Origin of the sequence: uncultured Psychrobacter sp. (assembly GCF_947495825.1) — a bacterium.
GTDB lineage: Bacteria > Pseudomonadota > Gammaproteobacteria > Pseudomonadales > Moraxellaceae > Psychrobacter.
The window spans coordinates 217,465-233,680 of record NZ_CANMAH010000001.1 but is presented as its reverse complement, the minus strand read 5'-3'; the positions used below and the strand labels follow the sequence as shown (position 1 = coordinate 233,680).

The 16,216-nt window shown below is 42.9% G+C and carries 13 protein-coding genes; 8 read left to right on the top strand and 5 right to left on the bottom strand.

The window, feature by feature from the left end:
- Window positions 1-19 precede the first annotated feature (19 nt).
- From Q0895_RS00975 to mmsB, 3 genes are all read left to right on the top strand, one after another.
- On the top strand, window positions 20-802 hold the full coding sequence (locus Q0895_RS00975; RefSeq protein ID WP_299184818.1) for an enoyl-CoA hydratase: 783 nt from the start codon (window positions 20-22) through the stop codon (window positions 800-802).
- 59 nt (window positions 803-861) lie between these two features.
- Window positions 862-2,118 carry an enoyl-CoA hydratase/isomerase family protein gene (locus tag Q0895_RS00970; protein WP_299184816.1) on the top strand — a complete coding sequence of 419 codons (1,257 nt, stop codon included), beginning with the start codon at window positions 862-864 and terminating at the stop codon, window positions 2,116-2,118.
- A gap of 96 nt (window positions 2,119-2,214) precedes the next feature.
- Window positions 2,215-3,183, top strand: coding sequence for a 3-hydroxyisobutyrate dehydrogenase (mmsB, locus tag Q0895_RS00965; RefSeq protein ID WP_299184814.1), 969 nt, complete (start codon window positions 2,215-2,217; stop codon window positions 3,181-3,183).
- A 108-nt stretch (window positions 3,184-3,291) separates the two neighbouring features.
- Here the strand turns inward: mmsB and Q0895_RS00960 are convergent, their stop codons facing one another.
- The gene (locus Q0895_RS00960; protein ID WP_075103085.1) at window positions 3,292-4,050 is read right to left on the bottom strand and encodes an IclR family transcriptional regulator; all 759 of its coding nucleotides are present in this window, start codon (window positions 4,048-4,050) and stop codon (window positions 3,292-3,294) included.
- Between the two features lie 545 nt (window positions 4,051-4,595).
- Between Q0895_RS00960 and Q0895_RS00955 the strand changes: the two genes are divergently transcribed.
- On the top strand, window positions 4,596-5,474 hold the full coding sequence (locus Q0895_RS00955) for a hypothetical protein (protein WP_299184812.1): 879 nt from the start codon (window positions 4,596-4,598) through the stop codon (window positions 5,472-5,474).
- A 145-nt stretch (window positions 5,475-5,619) separates the two neighbouring features.
- On the opposite strand, the gene Q0895_RS00950 is transcribed toward Q0895_RS00955, so the two are convergent.
- The 3 genes from Q0895_RS00950 to Q0895_RS00940 all read right to left on the bottom strand — a co-directional run bounded on the left by Q0895_RS00950 (window position 5,620) and on the right by Q0895_RS00940 (window position 7,872).
- Window positions 5,620-6,378 carry a 4'-phosphopantetheinyl transferase superfamily protein gene (locus Q0895_RS00950; RefSeq protein WP_299184810.1) on the bottom strand — a complete coding sequence of 253 codons (759 nt, stop codon included), beginning with the start codon at window positions 6,376-6,378 and terminating at the stop codon, window positions 5,620-5,622.
- Window positions 6,379-6,523: 145 nt separating this feature from the next.
- Window positions 6,524-7,066 carry a peptidoglycan-associated lipoprotein Pal gene (pal, locus tag Q0895_RS00945; protein WP_299184809.1) on the bottom strand — a complete coding sequence of 181 codons (543 nt, stop codon included), beginning with the start codon at window positions 7,064-7,066 and terminating at the stop codon, window positions 6,524-6,526.
- A gap of 206 nt (window positions 7,067-7,272) precedes the next feature.
- Entirely contained in the window at window positions 7,273-7,872 is a 600-nt protein-coding gene (locus Q0895_RS00940) for a DUF6231 family protein (protein WP_299184808.1), read from the bottom strand.
- A 254-nt stretch (window positions 7,873-8,126) separates the two neighbouring features.
- Here Q0895_RS00940 and pepN point away from each other — a divergent pair, with 254 nt between their 5' ends.
- Complete coding sequence (pepN, locus tag Q0895_RS00935) at window positions 8,127-10,769, top strand: aminopeptidase N (RefSeq protein WP_299184807.1); 2,643 nt, start codon at window positions 8,127-8,129, stop codon at window positions 10,767-10,769.
- A gap of 84 nt (window positions 10,770-10,853) precedes the next feature.
- Here pepN and Q0895_RS00930 read toward each other — a convergent pair whose 3' ends face one another.
- On the bottom strand, window positions 10,854-11,936 hold the full coding sequence (locus tag Q0895_RS00930) for a 3-deoxy-7-phosphoheptulonate synthase (RefSeq protein ID WP_299184805.1): 1,083 nt from the start codon (window positions 11,934-11,936) through the stop codon (window positions 10,854-10,856).
- A gap of 419 nt (window positions 11,937-12,355) precedes the next feature.
- Here Q0895_RS00930 and lpxB point away from each other — a divergent pair, with 419 nt between their 5' ends.
- From lpxB to Q0895_RS00915, 3 genes are all read left to right on the top strand, one after another.
- On the top strand, window positions 12,356-13,663 hold the full coding sequence (gene lpxB, locus Q0895_RS00925) for a lipid-A-disaccharide synthase (RefSeq protein WP_299184803.1): 1,308 nt from the start codon (window positions 12,356-12,358) through the stop codon (window positions 13,661-13,663).
- A gap of 58 nt (window positions 13,664-13,721) precedes the next feature.
- Window positions 13,722-14,594 (top strand): ribonuclease HII, encoded by an 873-nt coding sequence (locus tag Q0895_RS00920; RefSeq protein WP_299184801.1) that lies wholly within the window; start codon window positions 13,722-13,724, stop codon window positions 14,592-14,594.
- Window positions 14,595-14,869: 275 nt separating this feature from the next.
- Window positions 14,870-16,177, top strand: coding sequence for a CAP domain-containing protein (locus Q0895_RS00915; RefSeq protein WP_299184799.1), 1,308 nt, complete (start codon window positions 14,870-14,872; stop codon window positions 16,175-16,177).
- Window positions 16,178-16,216: the final 39 nt, after the last annotated feature.

Here is a 16,216-nt window from a genome sequence, read left to right as displayed (position 1 = left end):
TAAAAATAAAGGACTATTTATGACGGATTACACCAATCTTAACCTATCTATTGACGGTCACACCGCTACCGTCACGCTAAATAACCCACCCGCTCATACGTGGACGATGGATAGTCTGCCCGCGCTCAAGCAACTGGTCACTGATCTCAATGCCAATGATGATGTGTATGCGCTCATCATTCATGGTGATGGTGAAAAGTTCTTTTCAGCGGGAGCGGATTTAAATAATTTCTCAGACGGTGATAAAGGCCGAGCGATCAGCATGGCCCTTGCTTTTGGTGAAGCGTTTGAAGCATTATCAGCTTACCGCGGCGTTAGTATCGCCGTCATCAATGGCTATGCGATGGGTGGCGGGCTTGAATGTGCTCTGGCCTGTGATATTCGTATCGCAGAGGCGCATGCACAGATGGCACTGCCAGAGACAGGCGTAGGGCTTCTACCTTGTGCTGGCGGTACGCAAAACCTCCCTTGGCTGGTGGGCGAGGGCTGGGCTAAGCGCATGATTTTGTGCGGTGAGCGCGTTGATGCCGATACAGCCTTACGTATTGGCTTGGTCGAAGAAGTCGTGGACAAAGGCGCAGGACTACAAGCAGCACAAACGCTGGCACAAAAAGTCGCTAAACAATCACCTGTTGCCGTCAGTTATTCTAAAGCCCTTATCCAAGCAGCAAGAGACAACCCGCCTGCACAAAACCTCATCCATGAGCGCGAAGCTTTTGTAAAGCTATTCGATACCGAAGATCAGCGCGAGGGCGTGCAAGCGTTTTTAGACAAGCGCAAGCCTACTTGGCAAAATAAATAAATCCAATCAATCCACTTTTATTCTAATATTTTTGTTTTCAAACTTGATAGGTCGATTTTATGACAGCGACGGACAATATTAATAATCAAAAAGCCGTAGAGACAAGTGATCAAGACGCGCCCGTATTGTTTGAGACCGAGTCGACAGACTGTGGTCATCTGATTGGCATTATGACGCTTAACACACCAAAGTCTCTCAATGCACTTAGCGTTGAGATGTGTCAGTTACTCGCCCAGCAGCTAGAGCAATGGGAGCGTGACGATCAGGTGGTAGCGCTAGTCTTAAAAGGGGCAGGCGATAAGGCGTTTTGTGCTGGCGGTGATATTCGTAAGCTGTATGACAGTATGTCTACCAGCGCGCCATTACCCAACCCTTATGCAACTGAGTTTTTCAGCCATGAGTATCGCTTATATAGGCAGATGCACTTTTATTCTAAGCCATTAATACTCTGGGGCGACGGTATTATCATGGGCGGCGGTATGGGATTGATGGCTGGCTGTAGTCATCGATTGGTTACTGAGCGCACCCGATTTGCTATGCCAGAAGTGACTATTGGACTGTTCCCTGATGCTTCTGGCAGTTGGTTTTTGCAGCGTATGCCAGCTAAGACAGGTTTATTTTTAGGACTTACTGGTGCGATGTGTAATGGCAATGACGCGCTATTAGTCAATCTTGCAGAGTATGCCGTCGATAGTCAGGATTATGATGCCATCATCCAGCGTCTAAAACAAAGTAATTGGCAAGCATCAGCTGATAGCACAGATAAATGTCATCAGCACAGCGCTCACAGTATCGTTAGCCATGTATTAGCTGCCCAGCCTGTCGCCAAATTGCCTGCTAGCAAATTAGCGACTTATTGGCAATCGATTGGACAGTTGATGAACAGCGGCGGACTAGGAGATATCGACGCGATCCTACAAAGCGATGAAGCATTGGCAAAACTAGATGAAGACTTTGCCAATGACAGCTGGACACAGCGTGCGGTGAGCACTTATCGACATGGCTGTCCTGTGACCATCGCTTTGACGTATGCGCTTTATCATAAAGTTGCTGACTTATCGATAGAGCAGGTTTTGTATCTAGAGACCAATGTAGCGGTACATTGCGCCGCTAATCCTGACTTCAAAGAAGGAGTACGGGCATTATTGATTGATAAAGACCGCACGCCTAACTGGTCACGCTCATTAGCGGACTGTCTCAGTACCGAAGGGCAAGAATACATACATCAGCATTTTACCAACCCTTATGCTAAAGGTGAGCATCCTTTGGGCGATTGGTTGGGTGATAAAGCCTTAGCCAGCCAGCTTGTGCGTTAAAAGCTTATAGGCTCATTATAAGAATCAGGTATAAATTAAAAAACGTAAAACTATGTGTAGCAATGTCTGCATAAGCAATCATCAAGGAGCGATGAGATGGGTACAAAGGATACAGATTTAAGTAACACAGAATCAAATACTACTACAGCTGATAGTGAAGTTAAGCCAAATATCGCCTTTATTGGGCTTGGTAACATGGGCGCACCGATGGCAGAGAACTTGCTAAAAGCTGGTTATACGCTATCTGTCTATGACTTATCTGCGGACGCAACTCAGCGTTTGGAGCAAGCGGGTGCGAGCGTTGCAGATAGCCCTAAGAGTGCTGCGAGCAATGCACAAGTTGTCATCAGCATGCTGCCTGCTGGCAAGCACGTCCACTCTGTCTATTTAGGTGACAGCGGTGATAATGGTTTGCTGGCAGAGTTACCCAAAGGCACATTGGTTATCGATAGCAGTACCATCGCTGCTGCTGACGCAAGATTGGTGGCAGAGGTAGCAAGTAAGTTTGATATAGACTTCTTGGATGCTCCAGTCTCTGGCGGTACGGGCGGCGCCATCACTGGTAGTTTGACTTTTATCGTTGGTGGCAGTGCTGAGGCGTTTGCTAAAGCTGAGCCGATACTTGCCGTCATGGGCAAAAACATCTTTCATGCAGGCGAGCATGGCGCTGGCCAAGTCGCCAAAATCTGTAACAATATGCTTTTAGGGATACTAATGGCAGGGACGGCAGAAGCGATAAATTTGGGAGTAAAAAACGGCTTAGACCCTAAAGTCTTATCAGATATCATGCTGCAAAGCTCAGGTCGCAACTGGACGCTGGAGGTTTATAACCCTTATCCAAAAGTGCTAGAAAATGTCCCTTCTAGCAATGGCTATAAAGGAGGGTTTATGAGTAAGCTTATGCAAAAAGATCTTAATCTTGCCATGCAAACCGCAAAAGACACTGATGTCGAGACGCCAATGGGCGCTAAGGCCACAGAGCTCTATGAAGCCCATGCACGCGATAATGGCGACAGGGATTTCTCTAGTATCATGGCCCATCATGATCATTCAGTATTGTCTTAAACCTATCTAGTCGTCTTAAGACAGTACGTTGCTCGTTCATGCAGCATTGCATAAAAAAGGTCTTCATTATAATAATAGTGAAGACCTTTTTTATGCAAGACACAAAAGCTAACTTTGTAATTCGTAAACCAGTGCTTGTATATCCTGCGCTGCTGTTTGTAAGCGTGGCACATGTTCGAGTAGATCATCTAAAGACACTCGCACAGTAGGTGCGTGCACATATAAAGATGCCAAATACCGCGATTTTTTATCTAAGATTGGTACTGATACCGCTACCATCTCTGAGATAAATTCTTCATTATCTACACCGACTCCCATCTTAGCAATATGATCAAGTTCAGTATTTAATGCATCAATATCTACAATAGTGTTCTTGGTAAATTTATTTAACGTCAGATTGCTTAGCATCTTGCGCCGACTCGAAGCTGAAAGCTGGCTCAAATAAAGTTTGCCAGTTGCTGTACACCACATGGGAGATTTGGATCCAACAGGCAAGTATATTTGTAGGGGCAATGAGGTTGTCACACGATTGGTATAGACCATGTTCATATGATAGGGAATACCGATACCGCAGGTCTCTTGAATATCCTCGACCAGTTTTTGCAAAATAACTTCACGCTCATTAAAGAACTGACGCTGTTGCCACAATGCCACGCTCAAATTGCGCACCCGCTTACCAGGAATGATACCGCCACCAATATCAACAGCTACAAATCCTTCATCGACCAAATTTTGGATCAAACGATGAATCGTCGGTTTTGGTATATCAAGCTCTTGTGATAGCTCAAGTGGAGAGATGGGTTTAGGTGCATAGGATATCTTTTCTATAATCTCTAATACACGCGTAATTGAAGATACTTTAGGCATATAGGTAGCTTAATAATAGGTGATAGATAACATTATGTGTCGTACGATTAGTCACGCTAACGATTTGGAGCGGCTATCATAAGACAAACGCTATGATTTATATTATAAAAGAAAATAAGTAATAAATGTCAGAGGTATCACAAACTTTTTTTGAGAGCAACTATTGATACATCAGCTGACAAATCACAACAAACAGAAGTAATAAACTATATAACCGTTATTGTGTTAATTTGTCAGGTAAGACATTATGTTTACATACTTTGCAGTACTGTTGCACAAGCTTTTAGTATTTAGAGTGTATGTATGCATGCTTTTATTTACTTTTAGAGCATCGTGTAACGGCAGGGCGATGTTTTACAGGTTCGTGTAGCAATTATTACAATTTCTATGCAATCTTTACATAATGGCAAATAAAATGCCTCTATTGAGGGGTGACTTTTGGAGCCAAAATTGTTTTAATCTGCTCAACAAAACGATTGTTTAAAATACAGAAGAAGTAATCGTTTTTTTGGGGCTAGTTATTTCATATCTTTAGGAGAACAACCATGAAAATTATTAAACTAACTGCAATTTCAGCCGCTGTCCTAGCGTCAACTGCTGCTTTAGCTGCTGAGCCTGTAATCGTTGTAGATGATACTCAAGCTGCAACTGCAGATGCTGTAGTATATGAAGCTGAGCCTGTAGCTGTTGCCTATGATGCAGAGCCAGTTGCTTATGAAGCTGAACCAGCTCCTGCCGCTTACAACAACGACGCTGGTATCATCCGTAACACTACTGGTGCTATCTTCGGTGGTACTAAGACTCTATTTAACACAGCTATCAACCCAGCTGCAGTTAGCGCAGAAGTCGGTACGCTAGGTTACGGTGCTAACGTAGCATGGAGCATGAACGACAAAACTGAATTACAAGCTGGTTGGGCAGGTGGTGACGTTGCTGATCTTTTTGGCGGTGACTTCGATGTTGATGATGTGAACTACGATGTAGATGCTGACTTTAGCAACCCTTATATGGGCGTTCAATTACGTCCTGCCGGTAACTGGTTTACAATGGGCGCTGGTGTTATCGTCCCTGACAACGATATCGACGTACGCGCCAATGCCGAAGATGGTAATTTCAGAATTGATGATGAAGACTATGATGCAGATGAAGTGGGTACATTAGAAGGTACTATCGAGCATCGTAATCAGCTAGCTCCTTATGCTACTATTGGCTTCCGTCCTAACATTACCAACAACTGGGGTGTATTTGGCGAGCTAGGTGCTGCTTACATGGGTAAGACAGATGCTACAGTACGTGCTGCAGGTAATGGCACAAACCCAGACACCGCTGCTACGGCCGCAGCAGCTGCTGAAAGAGAGCTTGAAGATAAAGACTATTTAGAATGGTTCCCAATTGTTAAAGTTGGTGCAACTTACCGCTTCTAATCTGATGACAGTTTAAGTACTGTTGTTAGAAGAAAAGCAAGTATATAAAAAACGACCCTCTTTAGGGTCGTTTTTTTTCGTCTATAATAAAGTATCGATAGTGATAGATATTAGATGTTTTGACGACTTATCAATGTTTAGAATCTTAAAATACTACAACTGTTTGATAAGAGGATAAAACGACGATCTGATAAGGAAGTGGCTGATTGTCAGTCAGAGTGACAAGCGACTTATCTTGTTCAAGGTTAGTGGCGATATCAGAGATAAGATGTTGGTAGTTCATCCCTAGCCCTTGCGCAAGTGTATGATGGTTAATCTTGATAAAGCTCTCTTTTACTTGCCAAAGTAGCCTGACAACAGTATCACGCTGATCTATTGGTAGTGCTTGTAATAGCGTGATTTCGTCAGGATGATAAAAACGCTGGGCTACGTGCCAAGCAACTTTATTAGTTTCTATGTCAATACCGACCGTACGTTGATGACTAATGACGACTGCAACCTTAGTAATAGGATGGTCATCATTTATGTTGCCATTACTTGAATGACTAAAGCACACATAGTGTTTATTATTATTGAGACGATAGGGAAATTCAGATTCGTTTAAAGTATCATATATTTCTAATTTAATGAGAAGCTCTTGTAGTAATTGACGTACACCTAAGCGTTGCTGTCGACGTTGTCTTTGGGCGTTCTTTTGTACTGACGTACAAGAATTATGTGCATCGTATTGCCATTCGCGAGTAGAAAAGTTGGTAGGATGGGTGCGTAGAGTATTAGCTGTTAATAATACAGACAGTTTATCCCACAAGCGTAGGTCCATAGGTATGCTCACGTGAGCAGTTGCACACCACGTCGTAGGACTAAGCTGCGTATATCGAATGTCATAAAGATGCGGAATTTGCATAATTTATAGATCAAGCATTTTTATAGATCAAGCATTAGAGAAAAACGACGGATAAAATTGTAAAAGCCCGACAATAACATTCTTGTTGGGCTTTTGATATTAGAATATCTTTTAATAAAAATGTAATGAACGTCTCTACTAAAGACTAGTAAGAAAGCTCAGCGCGGCGGTTTTGTGCATAGGCTTGTTCAGTCGTGCCAGCGACAGCAGGGCGCTCTTCGCCATAGCTTATGACCCGTATGTTGTTGATGTTGACACCTTGAGCAGCAAGATAGTTACGTGCTGCATGTGCACGGCGCTCACCGAGAGCCATATTGTACTCGCGGCTACCACGCTCGTCAGTGTGGCCTGCAATCACAACCCCAGCGGCAGGGTTTGAGTTGAGCAAACTTGCGTGCTGATTTAGTACACTGGCTGCTTGTGGAGTGATTTCGCTACTATCAAAAGCGAAGTATACCACGGCTTGTAAATTGTCAGCGTCAGTCACGATAGCACTTGAATTGTCTACGACCACAGCGCCTGTATAACCAGCTTGCCCACCTGGGATACCTAGAGGCGCCACAACGACTTCTGAAGTAGCGCGCTTGGTGGCACAACCAGTTGTTAGGGCAACCGCACCTGACAACAGAGCAAGTGTAGCGATTTTTGCAAAACGACTATTGGATACTGAGTGAGAGTAAACTGACATAATGAGCTCCTAAAATTTTAATAGAATTGTTTTTTTTGGAATACTTGCAATAAAACTCAGGCATAAATGCCCACAGTAAAATCAATGTTACGTTATGTAAATAACATTACCACAAATCATGTCAAAATTTGTCAACTATTACAATATGCTTTTAGCAACTTTTAGTGAGAATCCGTAATTTGATCACCTACGCTGCTACAACACACTTACCAACGATGTTTATCCCAATTTTCAGGATTGGCCCAATAGTCGGCATTTAGCCAATTTGGTAGCCTTTTATAATCATATAAATTAAATTGCCATAGCGTCAACGATGCTGGTAAGTTTGAAGATGAGCTAGACTGACGAGTATCACCTAAAAGGTTAAGCGGCGTAAATCCATAAGCTCGTAGATCTAAAGTATTATCAAGGACGATAAGTAAGTGAGCAGCATAAAGGTCGCGGTAGCGCATGAGTAAAGGAATAGAGGCTTGCAATATATCTGATGACAGATTGGGTAGCCAAAAGCAGGCAAGCTGATAGCGCTGTGATTGCTGCTTCGTATTTAGCTCTGGTAATGTAGATAAATGGACTAAAATGTCCGTCTCATTGTTGTTCAGTTTTAACTGTGACTTTAATTCAGTCACCATCTTTTGATCTTCAGCTACCCATAATAACTTAAATAACTTAGCAGTTTCTCGCCTGTTTTCGTCACTTGTTTCATCACTCGAGTTTTCAAGGGTAGGTAATAGTGCCTCGATATATTCGCTCAGTATTGTGAGAGCCGTCATACCAAGGTCAGTTGCGTTTGCCGAGGGGTCAGTCATAGAGTAGTGCCAGCTGATAGATAGATGAGATTGATTTTATTATAAAGGATAAATATAGAGTTTGGCGACTGATCTTAAAACCGGTTTGCGCTTGAAATCTCGTAGATTAGGCCAATTTAGCAGTATAATTAAGTACTATATAATACTTTGTATATGTAGGGCACAGCTCAATCTGTAGTTTTGCTCGATAGCTATACTTATTATAATGACAACCATCGCTTAAAATGTATCTATCCCAAATAATAGGAAACTTTATGTCTGTCTCTGAAACCGATGCTCAAATCATTAATCCTGATATGCCTGACGTGCCACCGCAAGCCCCTGGAAAAATCCATCTAACAGATTATCAGTTGCCAAGTTTTGATGTAGATACTGTTGATTTAGATATCAAGATTTTCGATGATCATGCAACGGTTGATAGCAAGTTGGTCATGAATCGTCAAGCGGCAGGTGAGCTGGTGCTATACGGTGAAGATATTGAGCTTGTTACTATTAAGATTGATGGTACGCCGCTAAGCTCTGAGCAGTATAATCAAGCAGATGGAAAGCTTACAATTAGTGATGTGCCAGATGATTTAACGTTAGAGCTGCAAGTCCGTATTCATCCGCAAACCAACACTGCGCTTGAGGGCTTGTATATGGCAGGCAGTGGTGACGACACAATGTTTGTCACTCAGTGCGAGCCAGAAGGCTTTCGCAAGATTACTTTTTATCCAGATCGTCCCGATGTGTTGGCGGTGTTTACCACGCGTGTTGAAGCGGATAAACGCTATCCGACTCTGCTTGCCAATGGTAATTTGGTCGAGCAAGGGGAGGTTGCAGATGCGCCAGACCGTCATTATGCCATTTGGCACGATCCGACCAACAAGCCAAGCTATCTGTTTGCCTGCGTCGCTGCTGATTTAGACGTGCTTACCGATCATTATACAACCAGTGAAGGCCGCAAAGTCCTGCTTGAGTTGTACGCTAAGTCTAGCGATATCGATAAATGTTATGTCGGTATGCAAGCATTAAAAGATGCCATGGTATGGGATGAGGTCAATTACGGCCGGGCCTATGACTTGGATCGCTATATGATAGTTGCGGTCAGTCAATTTAATATGGGTGCGATGGAAAATAAAGGCTTAAACATCTTTAATACCGCCTGTGTATTATCTAGTCCTGAGACCACGACCGATGCGCGTAGCTTCAATGTCAAAGCCGTCATCGCTCATGAATATTTTCATAACTGGACGGGTAACCGTATTACCTGCCGTGACTGGTTTCAGTTGTGTTTAAAAGAAGGCTTTACGGTCTACCGTGATCAATCGTTTTCGGCAGATCAGCAATCAAGTGCGGTGCAGCGTATCGATGACGTAGCGACATTGCGAGCGCATCAGTTCACTGAAGATGCAGGACCACTGGCACATCCAGTACGCCCTGAGAGCTTTGTTGAGATTAATAACTTTTATACCACGACTGTCTATGAAAAAGGCGCTGAAATCGTGCGTATGCTAGCCAATACATTGGGGCCAGATAACTTTCGTAAAGGCACTGATGAATATTTTCGTCGTTACGATGGTCAAGCCGTCACGGTTGAGGACTTTTTATCAGCCCTAAGCATTACCGACGATAAAATTGAGGACTTCATCGATTGGTACCGTCAGCCAGGCACACCGATGCTGACTGGTCATCAAGACTATGACAGCGAGACGCAAACGTTGACCATTACTTTAAGTCAGAAAACGCGCCACGTGAGCGGATTTGAGGCTTCCAAACCTTTACCGATTCCAGTAGCGACAGCGTTATTCGATAAAGCGTCTGGTGACATAATCGGCGAGCGTATGTTGCTGTTAGAGCAAGCAACGCAGACCTTTAGCTTTGATAATATTACTAGCGAGCCTGTGGTGTCATTACTCCGTGATTTTAGCGCACCCGTTCAGCTTAACTATGATTACCAAGATGAAGACTTAGCGTTTTTACTTAAGCATGAGACCAATGGTTTTAATCGCTGGCAAGTGACGCAAATGCTGGTAAACCGTATTTTGCTGCAAGGTCAGGGCTCTAAGAGCAGCCCTCAGATATATCTGCAGGCATTGGCGCAGACATTACCAACGTTGGCTGCTAATGATGCCATGCTGGCTGCACGCCTACTCGATATTCCATCAGCGCAAGAGCTGGCCTCCGCCATTCACAAAAACTATGATCCAGTTTTGATTAAAGAGCAGCGTGATGACTTGTATCGCCAAGTAGCAGAGTCGCTAGCGGGGCAGTGGACAGCACTATATCAGCAACTGCCGTTACAGTCTTATGAGGATAGCTCTGAAGCTCGCGGCAACCGTGCACTACGTAATGTAGTATTAGATATGGCATTGACTGCCAAAGTTGCAGATGCAGCTGAATGGGCACAGCAGCAGTATGATAATGCTAGTTGTATGACCGAACGCTTCGGCGCTTTAAAGGCGATGGTCAATCATCAGGTCGCAAAGGCTGATGAGTATTTGGCAGATTTTTATCATCGCTTTCAACAAGATGACTTAGTGATTGACTTGTGGTTCAGTGTGCAAGCTGCTGCTGATAACGTGAATACGGATAAGATTAAGAGTCTGTTAAATCATGCAGATTTTGATTGGAATACGCCCAATCGTGTACGCTCAGTCATTAGTGCTTTTAGCTCGCAGCCGACGATACTTTGGACGCCAGATGGTTTAGATATCTATACCGATGTTATTCAAAGGTTAGATGAGGCTAATCCTGTCTTAGCCTCGCGCTTGTTACAAGTGCTCGCACGCTGGTATACTTTGATTGAGCCGCGTCGTCAAATGGCGCATGAGCAACTTATCGATTTGCAGAAAAAAGTGACTTCTAAACATGTATTAGAGAGCTTAGATAACGTGCTAGGTGCAGTAGCAAACTAGTGGCTGGGATACATAAAGTAAAAGGCTAAACTGAAATATCAGTTTAGCCTTTTTAATGGGTATTTAGCAATCGATGTTCGACAATTAGCGATTTGGCAAAATGTCTTTAACCGTATCACGTAAGTTGTGTATGGCAGTGACTGTGCTTTCCCAATCAAGACACCCATCAGTGATAGATTTGCCATACTCAAGCTGACTTAAGTCTGCTGTTAGTTTTTGATTACCGCCTTTTAGATGGCTTTCAATCATCATGCCAATGATAGACTTGTTGCCTTTTTGAATTTGCTCAGCGACGTTTTGGATGACCATAGGTTGTAAGTATGGATCTTTACCTGAATTTGCATGGCTTGAGTCAATCATAATCTTGCTGTTGGTTTTACCTTTAGCAAGCTCATTTTCTGCTTGGGCTACAGCAGTTTCATCATAGTTGGGCTTACCATTGCCGCCGCGCAGGACTACGTGCGCGTAAGCGTTGCCTTTAGACTTGATGATAGAGACTTTTCCGTCTGATGATAAACCTAGGAAGCTATGGCCTTCTTTTACTGCTTGCATCGCATTGACAGCGACAGTCATACCGCCGTCAGTGCCGTTTTTGAAGCCTACTGGACAAGACAAACCTGAGCTCATCTCACGGTGTGTTTGACTCTCAGTCGTACGCGCGCCGATCGCTGACCAGCTGATCAGATCTTGCATGTACTGCGGCGTATTTGGATCCAAAGCTTCAGTCGCACAAGGCAAACCCTTCTCATTCAAATCAAGTAAAAGTTTACGGGCTGTACGCAGACCTTTTTCGATATCGAAGCTGTCATTCATATCAGGGTCGTTAATCATACCTTTCCAGCCAACAGTAGTACGCGGCTTTTCAAAATAGACACGCATCACGACAAAGATGGTATCTTCGACCTCCTTAGCCAATACGGCTAAGCGATCAGCATATTCGTGTGCTGCCTTGATATCGTGAATAGAACAAGGACCGATGACCACAAATAGACGCTTATCTTTGCCATCTAAGATGTCTTGAATAGTATGGCGACCTTTTAAAACGGTTTTATAAGCTTCGTTTGAAAGAGGTAGCTCAGCTTTTAACTCAGCGGGAGTGATTAAAGGGATGAATTGTTCAATATTCACGTCATCAATATCTGCGTTGTGGGTAGCTGTTGTTGTCATGATTTTACTTCATCTAGCTAATATATAGGGGTATTCATTATGCGGACAAAATAGCATGTTGGCAAGGGCAGTCGAAGAGTTAATTGACTGATAACTGGAATGTTAAAACTAAAATTTTGTTATACTTGCCTTTTACTGAGATACACAGGGATGGTATTTGTTCTACATAACTTATCTAGTGTCTATATTTTTATGCATAATCGTACTTAATATATTTAATAAAAGAATTAAGAATAATAGACTAATGCCCATAGTTTTATACTTTACTGCATAGTCAAGCCCCGACTATTTCGTTTGTACTAGCTATTTTAATTGTTTGATCTAAGGCGCTTTCCTATCCCATTCTTACGACATAAGCTTTGATATTTTTTAAAATTGTTCATTATTTATTGTTACGTTGTTAATATTGAGAGTTTGTCATGACTGATTCTGCCACACCCTTTCAAGCTATCGAGGCGTCTGCCGACCCGCTTGGTAAGATAAAAGATAGTCCGCATTTACCGCATAAACCATTGGTGATTGGTATCGTGGCAGGCGAGGTATCTGGCGATAGCTTGGGTGCAGACTTTATGCAGCAAATGAACAATCTGCGTGATGATATCGTATGGGTCGGGGTTGGCGGCGTAAAAATGCAAGCGCAAGGATTACATAGTATTTTTCCACTAGCGCGTCTAGCAGTGATGGGGTTGGTAGAGGTTTTATCGCAGTTATCTGACTTGCTTAAAGCGCGCCGTGAGCTGTTAGCAGCCTTTCAAACTGCTCATATAGACTGGTTTGTCGGTATTGATGCGCCAGACTTTAATCTAAGAGTTGCAAAGAAGCTCAAACCAAAAGGGGTGTTCTGTGTGCAGTATGTCAGCCCATCAATTTGGGCGTGGCGCGAATCGCGCATACATGGTATCAAGGCGGCGACCGACTTGGTGTTGTGCTTGTTTCCATTTGAGCTGACTGTGTATGAGCGCCATAATCATCCGGCGATATGCGTCGGTCATCCGCTATTACGAACTCTCAATCAAGATTTGGTAAATACCCCGACCAATCAGCTGCGTAGTGAGCTGGTATGGCAAAATGATGGTTTACAGCAGTTTTTCGTTGAGCGTTTTGATGATGTGAGTCAGCTGATTTGTGTAATGCCAGGGTCAAGGCGCGGCGAGATAACAGCGATTTTGCCATTGATGTTAGATGGTATTCAAAAACTATTACTAGTCGATCCTAAGTTGTGTTTTATCATACCGACTGTTGATCAAAACCATCAATATATCGTGCAAGATGTGATTGATAGACGCTCAGAGCAGTTGCGTGCAGCCATCGTTGTAGTCTATGACCAAAGTCAGCCAGCCTTTAGCCAACAAGCCATGGCAGCTTCTGATATTATCATGCTAGCGTCAGGTACAGCGACACTTGAAGCCATGCTCCTTGAGCGTCCAATGGTCGTCATTTATCAATTAAATCAGCTGACTTATCAGATTGCAAAGCGTTTGGTAAAAGTGCCTTATGTCGCTTTGCCCAATATACTGGCGGCAAAAGCCATCGTGCCTGAGCTAATACAAGAGCAAGCAAATGGAGAAAATATTTGCCGGACAGTCACAAAATTATTGCAGCCTCGAGCCTATGCCGAGCAGCTGCAAGCTTTGGTTGATACTAAGCGGGCATTACAGCGGCAAAGCAATCATGAACCGGCCAATAGTGTGATCATGCAATGGTTCGCTCAAAATAGCCAAAAGTAGTCATAAAATCACTGTTAGTTAAAAATCAATAAAAAGACGTACAAGAAGTAGGCTATTCATGAGTCACAAAACCAGTTTAGATAATCATATTATTCATATTAAAAGCGATATTACGCGTATAGATATTAAAGGACAGTTTATAGACTTAGCGTCCCCAATTCGTTTGCATGGTCAATTAAAGCTTACTGACGATTTATACCGGATGATTGTAAATAGAGAACATGAAACAGAGATAACACCGCTACAGATTGGTATTGATGAGGCAGGGCGTGGGCCTTTGCTTGGTAGTGTAAACGTTGCTGGCGCAATTTTGCCGCACATATGGTCAGATCTTATAGAAAACCAGCCACTGCTAAATACGCCTTTATCGATACTGACGGACTCCAAAAAGTTGAGCGAAAAAAAGCGCGATAAGCTCTATCCGTTAGTGCAGCAACATGCTTTGGGTTATGTTATCGCAGAAATTCCAGCAGCAGTCATCGATCAGATCAATATACTACAAGCGACGATGCTCGGTATGCGCTTATGTACAGAAGCACTACTGACGGCAGTGGCAACGCATCGTGCAAACACTATCGATAGCCCATCTTGTGAGCTGCAAGCTCAAGTACTATTCGATGGAAATCGCTGTCCAGATCTGGATTATCTGACACTTGCAACGATTGGTATATCTGAGTCCAGTATTGATTGCCAAACTTGGGTAAAAGGAGATGCACGTCACACTAGTATTGCAGCTGCTAGTATCTTAGCAAAAGTCAGTCGTGATCAAATTATGTACCAGTTAGATTCATTATATCCGCAATACGGTATTGCCAAGCATAAAGGATATCCTACACGTGCTCATATGGAAGCTGTGACCCTTTATGGTCCGCTACCCGAGCATCGTCGTAGCTTTGGACCGATAAGAAAAGCATTAAATAATGAAAGATAGAGTCGCCATAAAAGCGCTATGTCATTTTTAGAAAGAATCGACTATATAGTATTAAATAGCCTAAGCAAAACCGCATAACATCTCTAAAACACCACTCAATACCAATCTCTAATTCATCTTTTCAATAACTTATAAAATTCACGTTTTATCGAACCGTCTGCTACAGACGGTTTTTTTATGAACATAAACGGTTCTATTTATCTTCAATTGGCATACTTATTGCTCATTCTGATTATGGTCACCCAATATGCTCATTTTACGACACAGGATAAACGATGAATTTTATTACCTCAAAGAAAAGTCTTGTCATGGCCCTTTCGTCAGCACTTCTTCTAACTGCTTGTGGCGGTGGTAGTGATAGCGGAAGCAGTAGTAACAAGAGCACTGACAAGGACTCTAATAGTAGCCCAAATACTTCTAACACACCTGAAACAGTAAACCCAACAGTACCCAACGATACATCTACTACATCCAAGCCTACCACCTCTCAATCCTCAGAACCTACTACCTCTCCAGAGCCATCAGATACTGTTGCTACATCGCCAGTATTAAAATCTGAAGTTGATATGAAAGACGTTGAAAGTAAGAGTCATAAAGGGGCCGCGCAAGTAGGATCAAATCTACTAAACACACAAAGACAGGCTTGTGGGCTTGGCGGCGTAGCAGACAATGATGAGCTTAATAAAATAGCCACACAACATGCACAGTATATCCAGCATGTGTTCTCAAATAGTAGACCGACGATTTTTAATGCTCATGGTGAAGAAGAGATTTCAGATATAAAGAATTGGACAGGGAAGAATAATCCATTCTTTACAGGTGTTAGCTTTAAAGATCGACTGCTTAAAGCTGGATATTCAAATCTGGCTTATGGAGTCGTAGAAAATATTTCGAGAGTTACCTACTACAGCTCAGCTGGTAAAGTCGCATCACCAGATTATGCGGCACATTCGATGACCAAATCTCTATTAGCAGCGCCTTACCATATGCGTTTATTAGTAATGCCTAACCTCAGCCAAACAGGCTCAGGCATGATAGCTTATAAACCTTATGGTAAAGCTGCTGACAAAAGCCAAAGTTATGTCTTTGTTAATGCCTCATCAGCTGATCAAAAAACAGAAAAACGTACGGTTAAGGGTCTATTTACTTATCCTTGTACTGACGTAGTAGATACCAATACAGCGCTCTACAATGAATTTCCAAGTCCAGTGGCAGGGACAGGTCGTAATCTAGGTACTGATCCTATTGGGCAGCCTATCTATATTAATATGCCATCCGCCAAAAGCATTAAAATTAGCAATATTAAGTTTCGCGATGTCAAGCGTAATATAAATGTGCCAGTTGACTTATTGGATTATAGTAACGATCCTCATAAGAGAACCGCTTATGAATTGCCGAAAAATGAAGCCTTTATCTTACCACTCACTGATAGTTTACAAAGCTGTGAAACGGGACGTAGAAAAGGGAAGAACTGTGGACTTTATGGCAATAGTGAATATCAAGTTAGCTTTGATGTCTTGGTAGACAACAAGACGCAAGAGTCTAAGCAAATTACTTTCACAACGGGGGAAGTCAACTACTAGTTAAATGACTTCTATAAATATTATATAGAGTCTTTATAA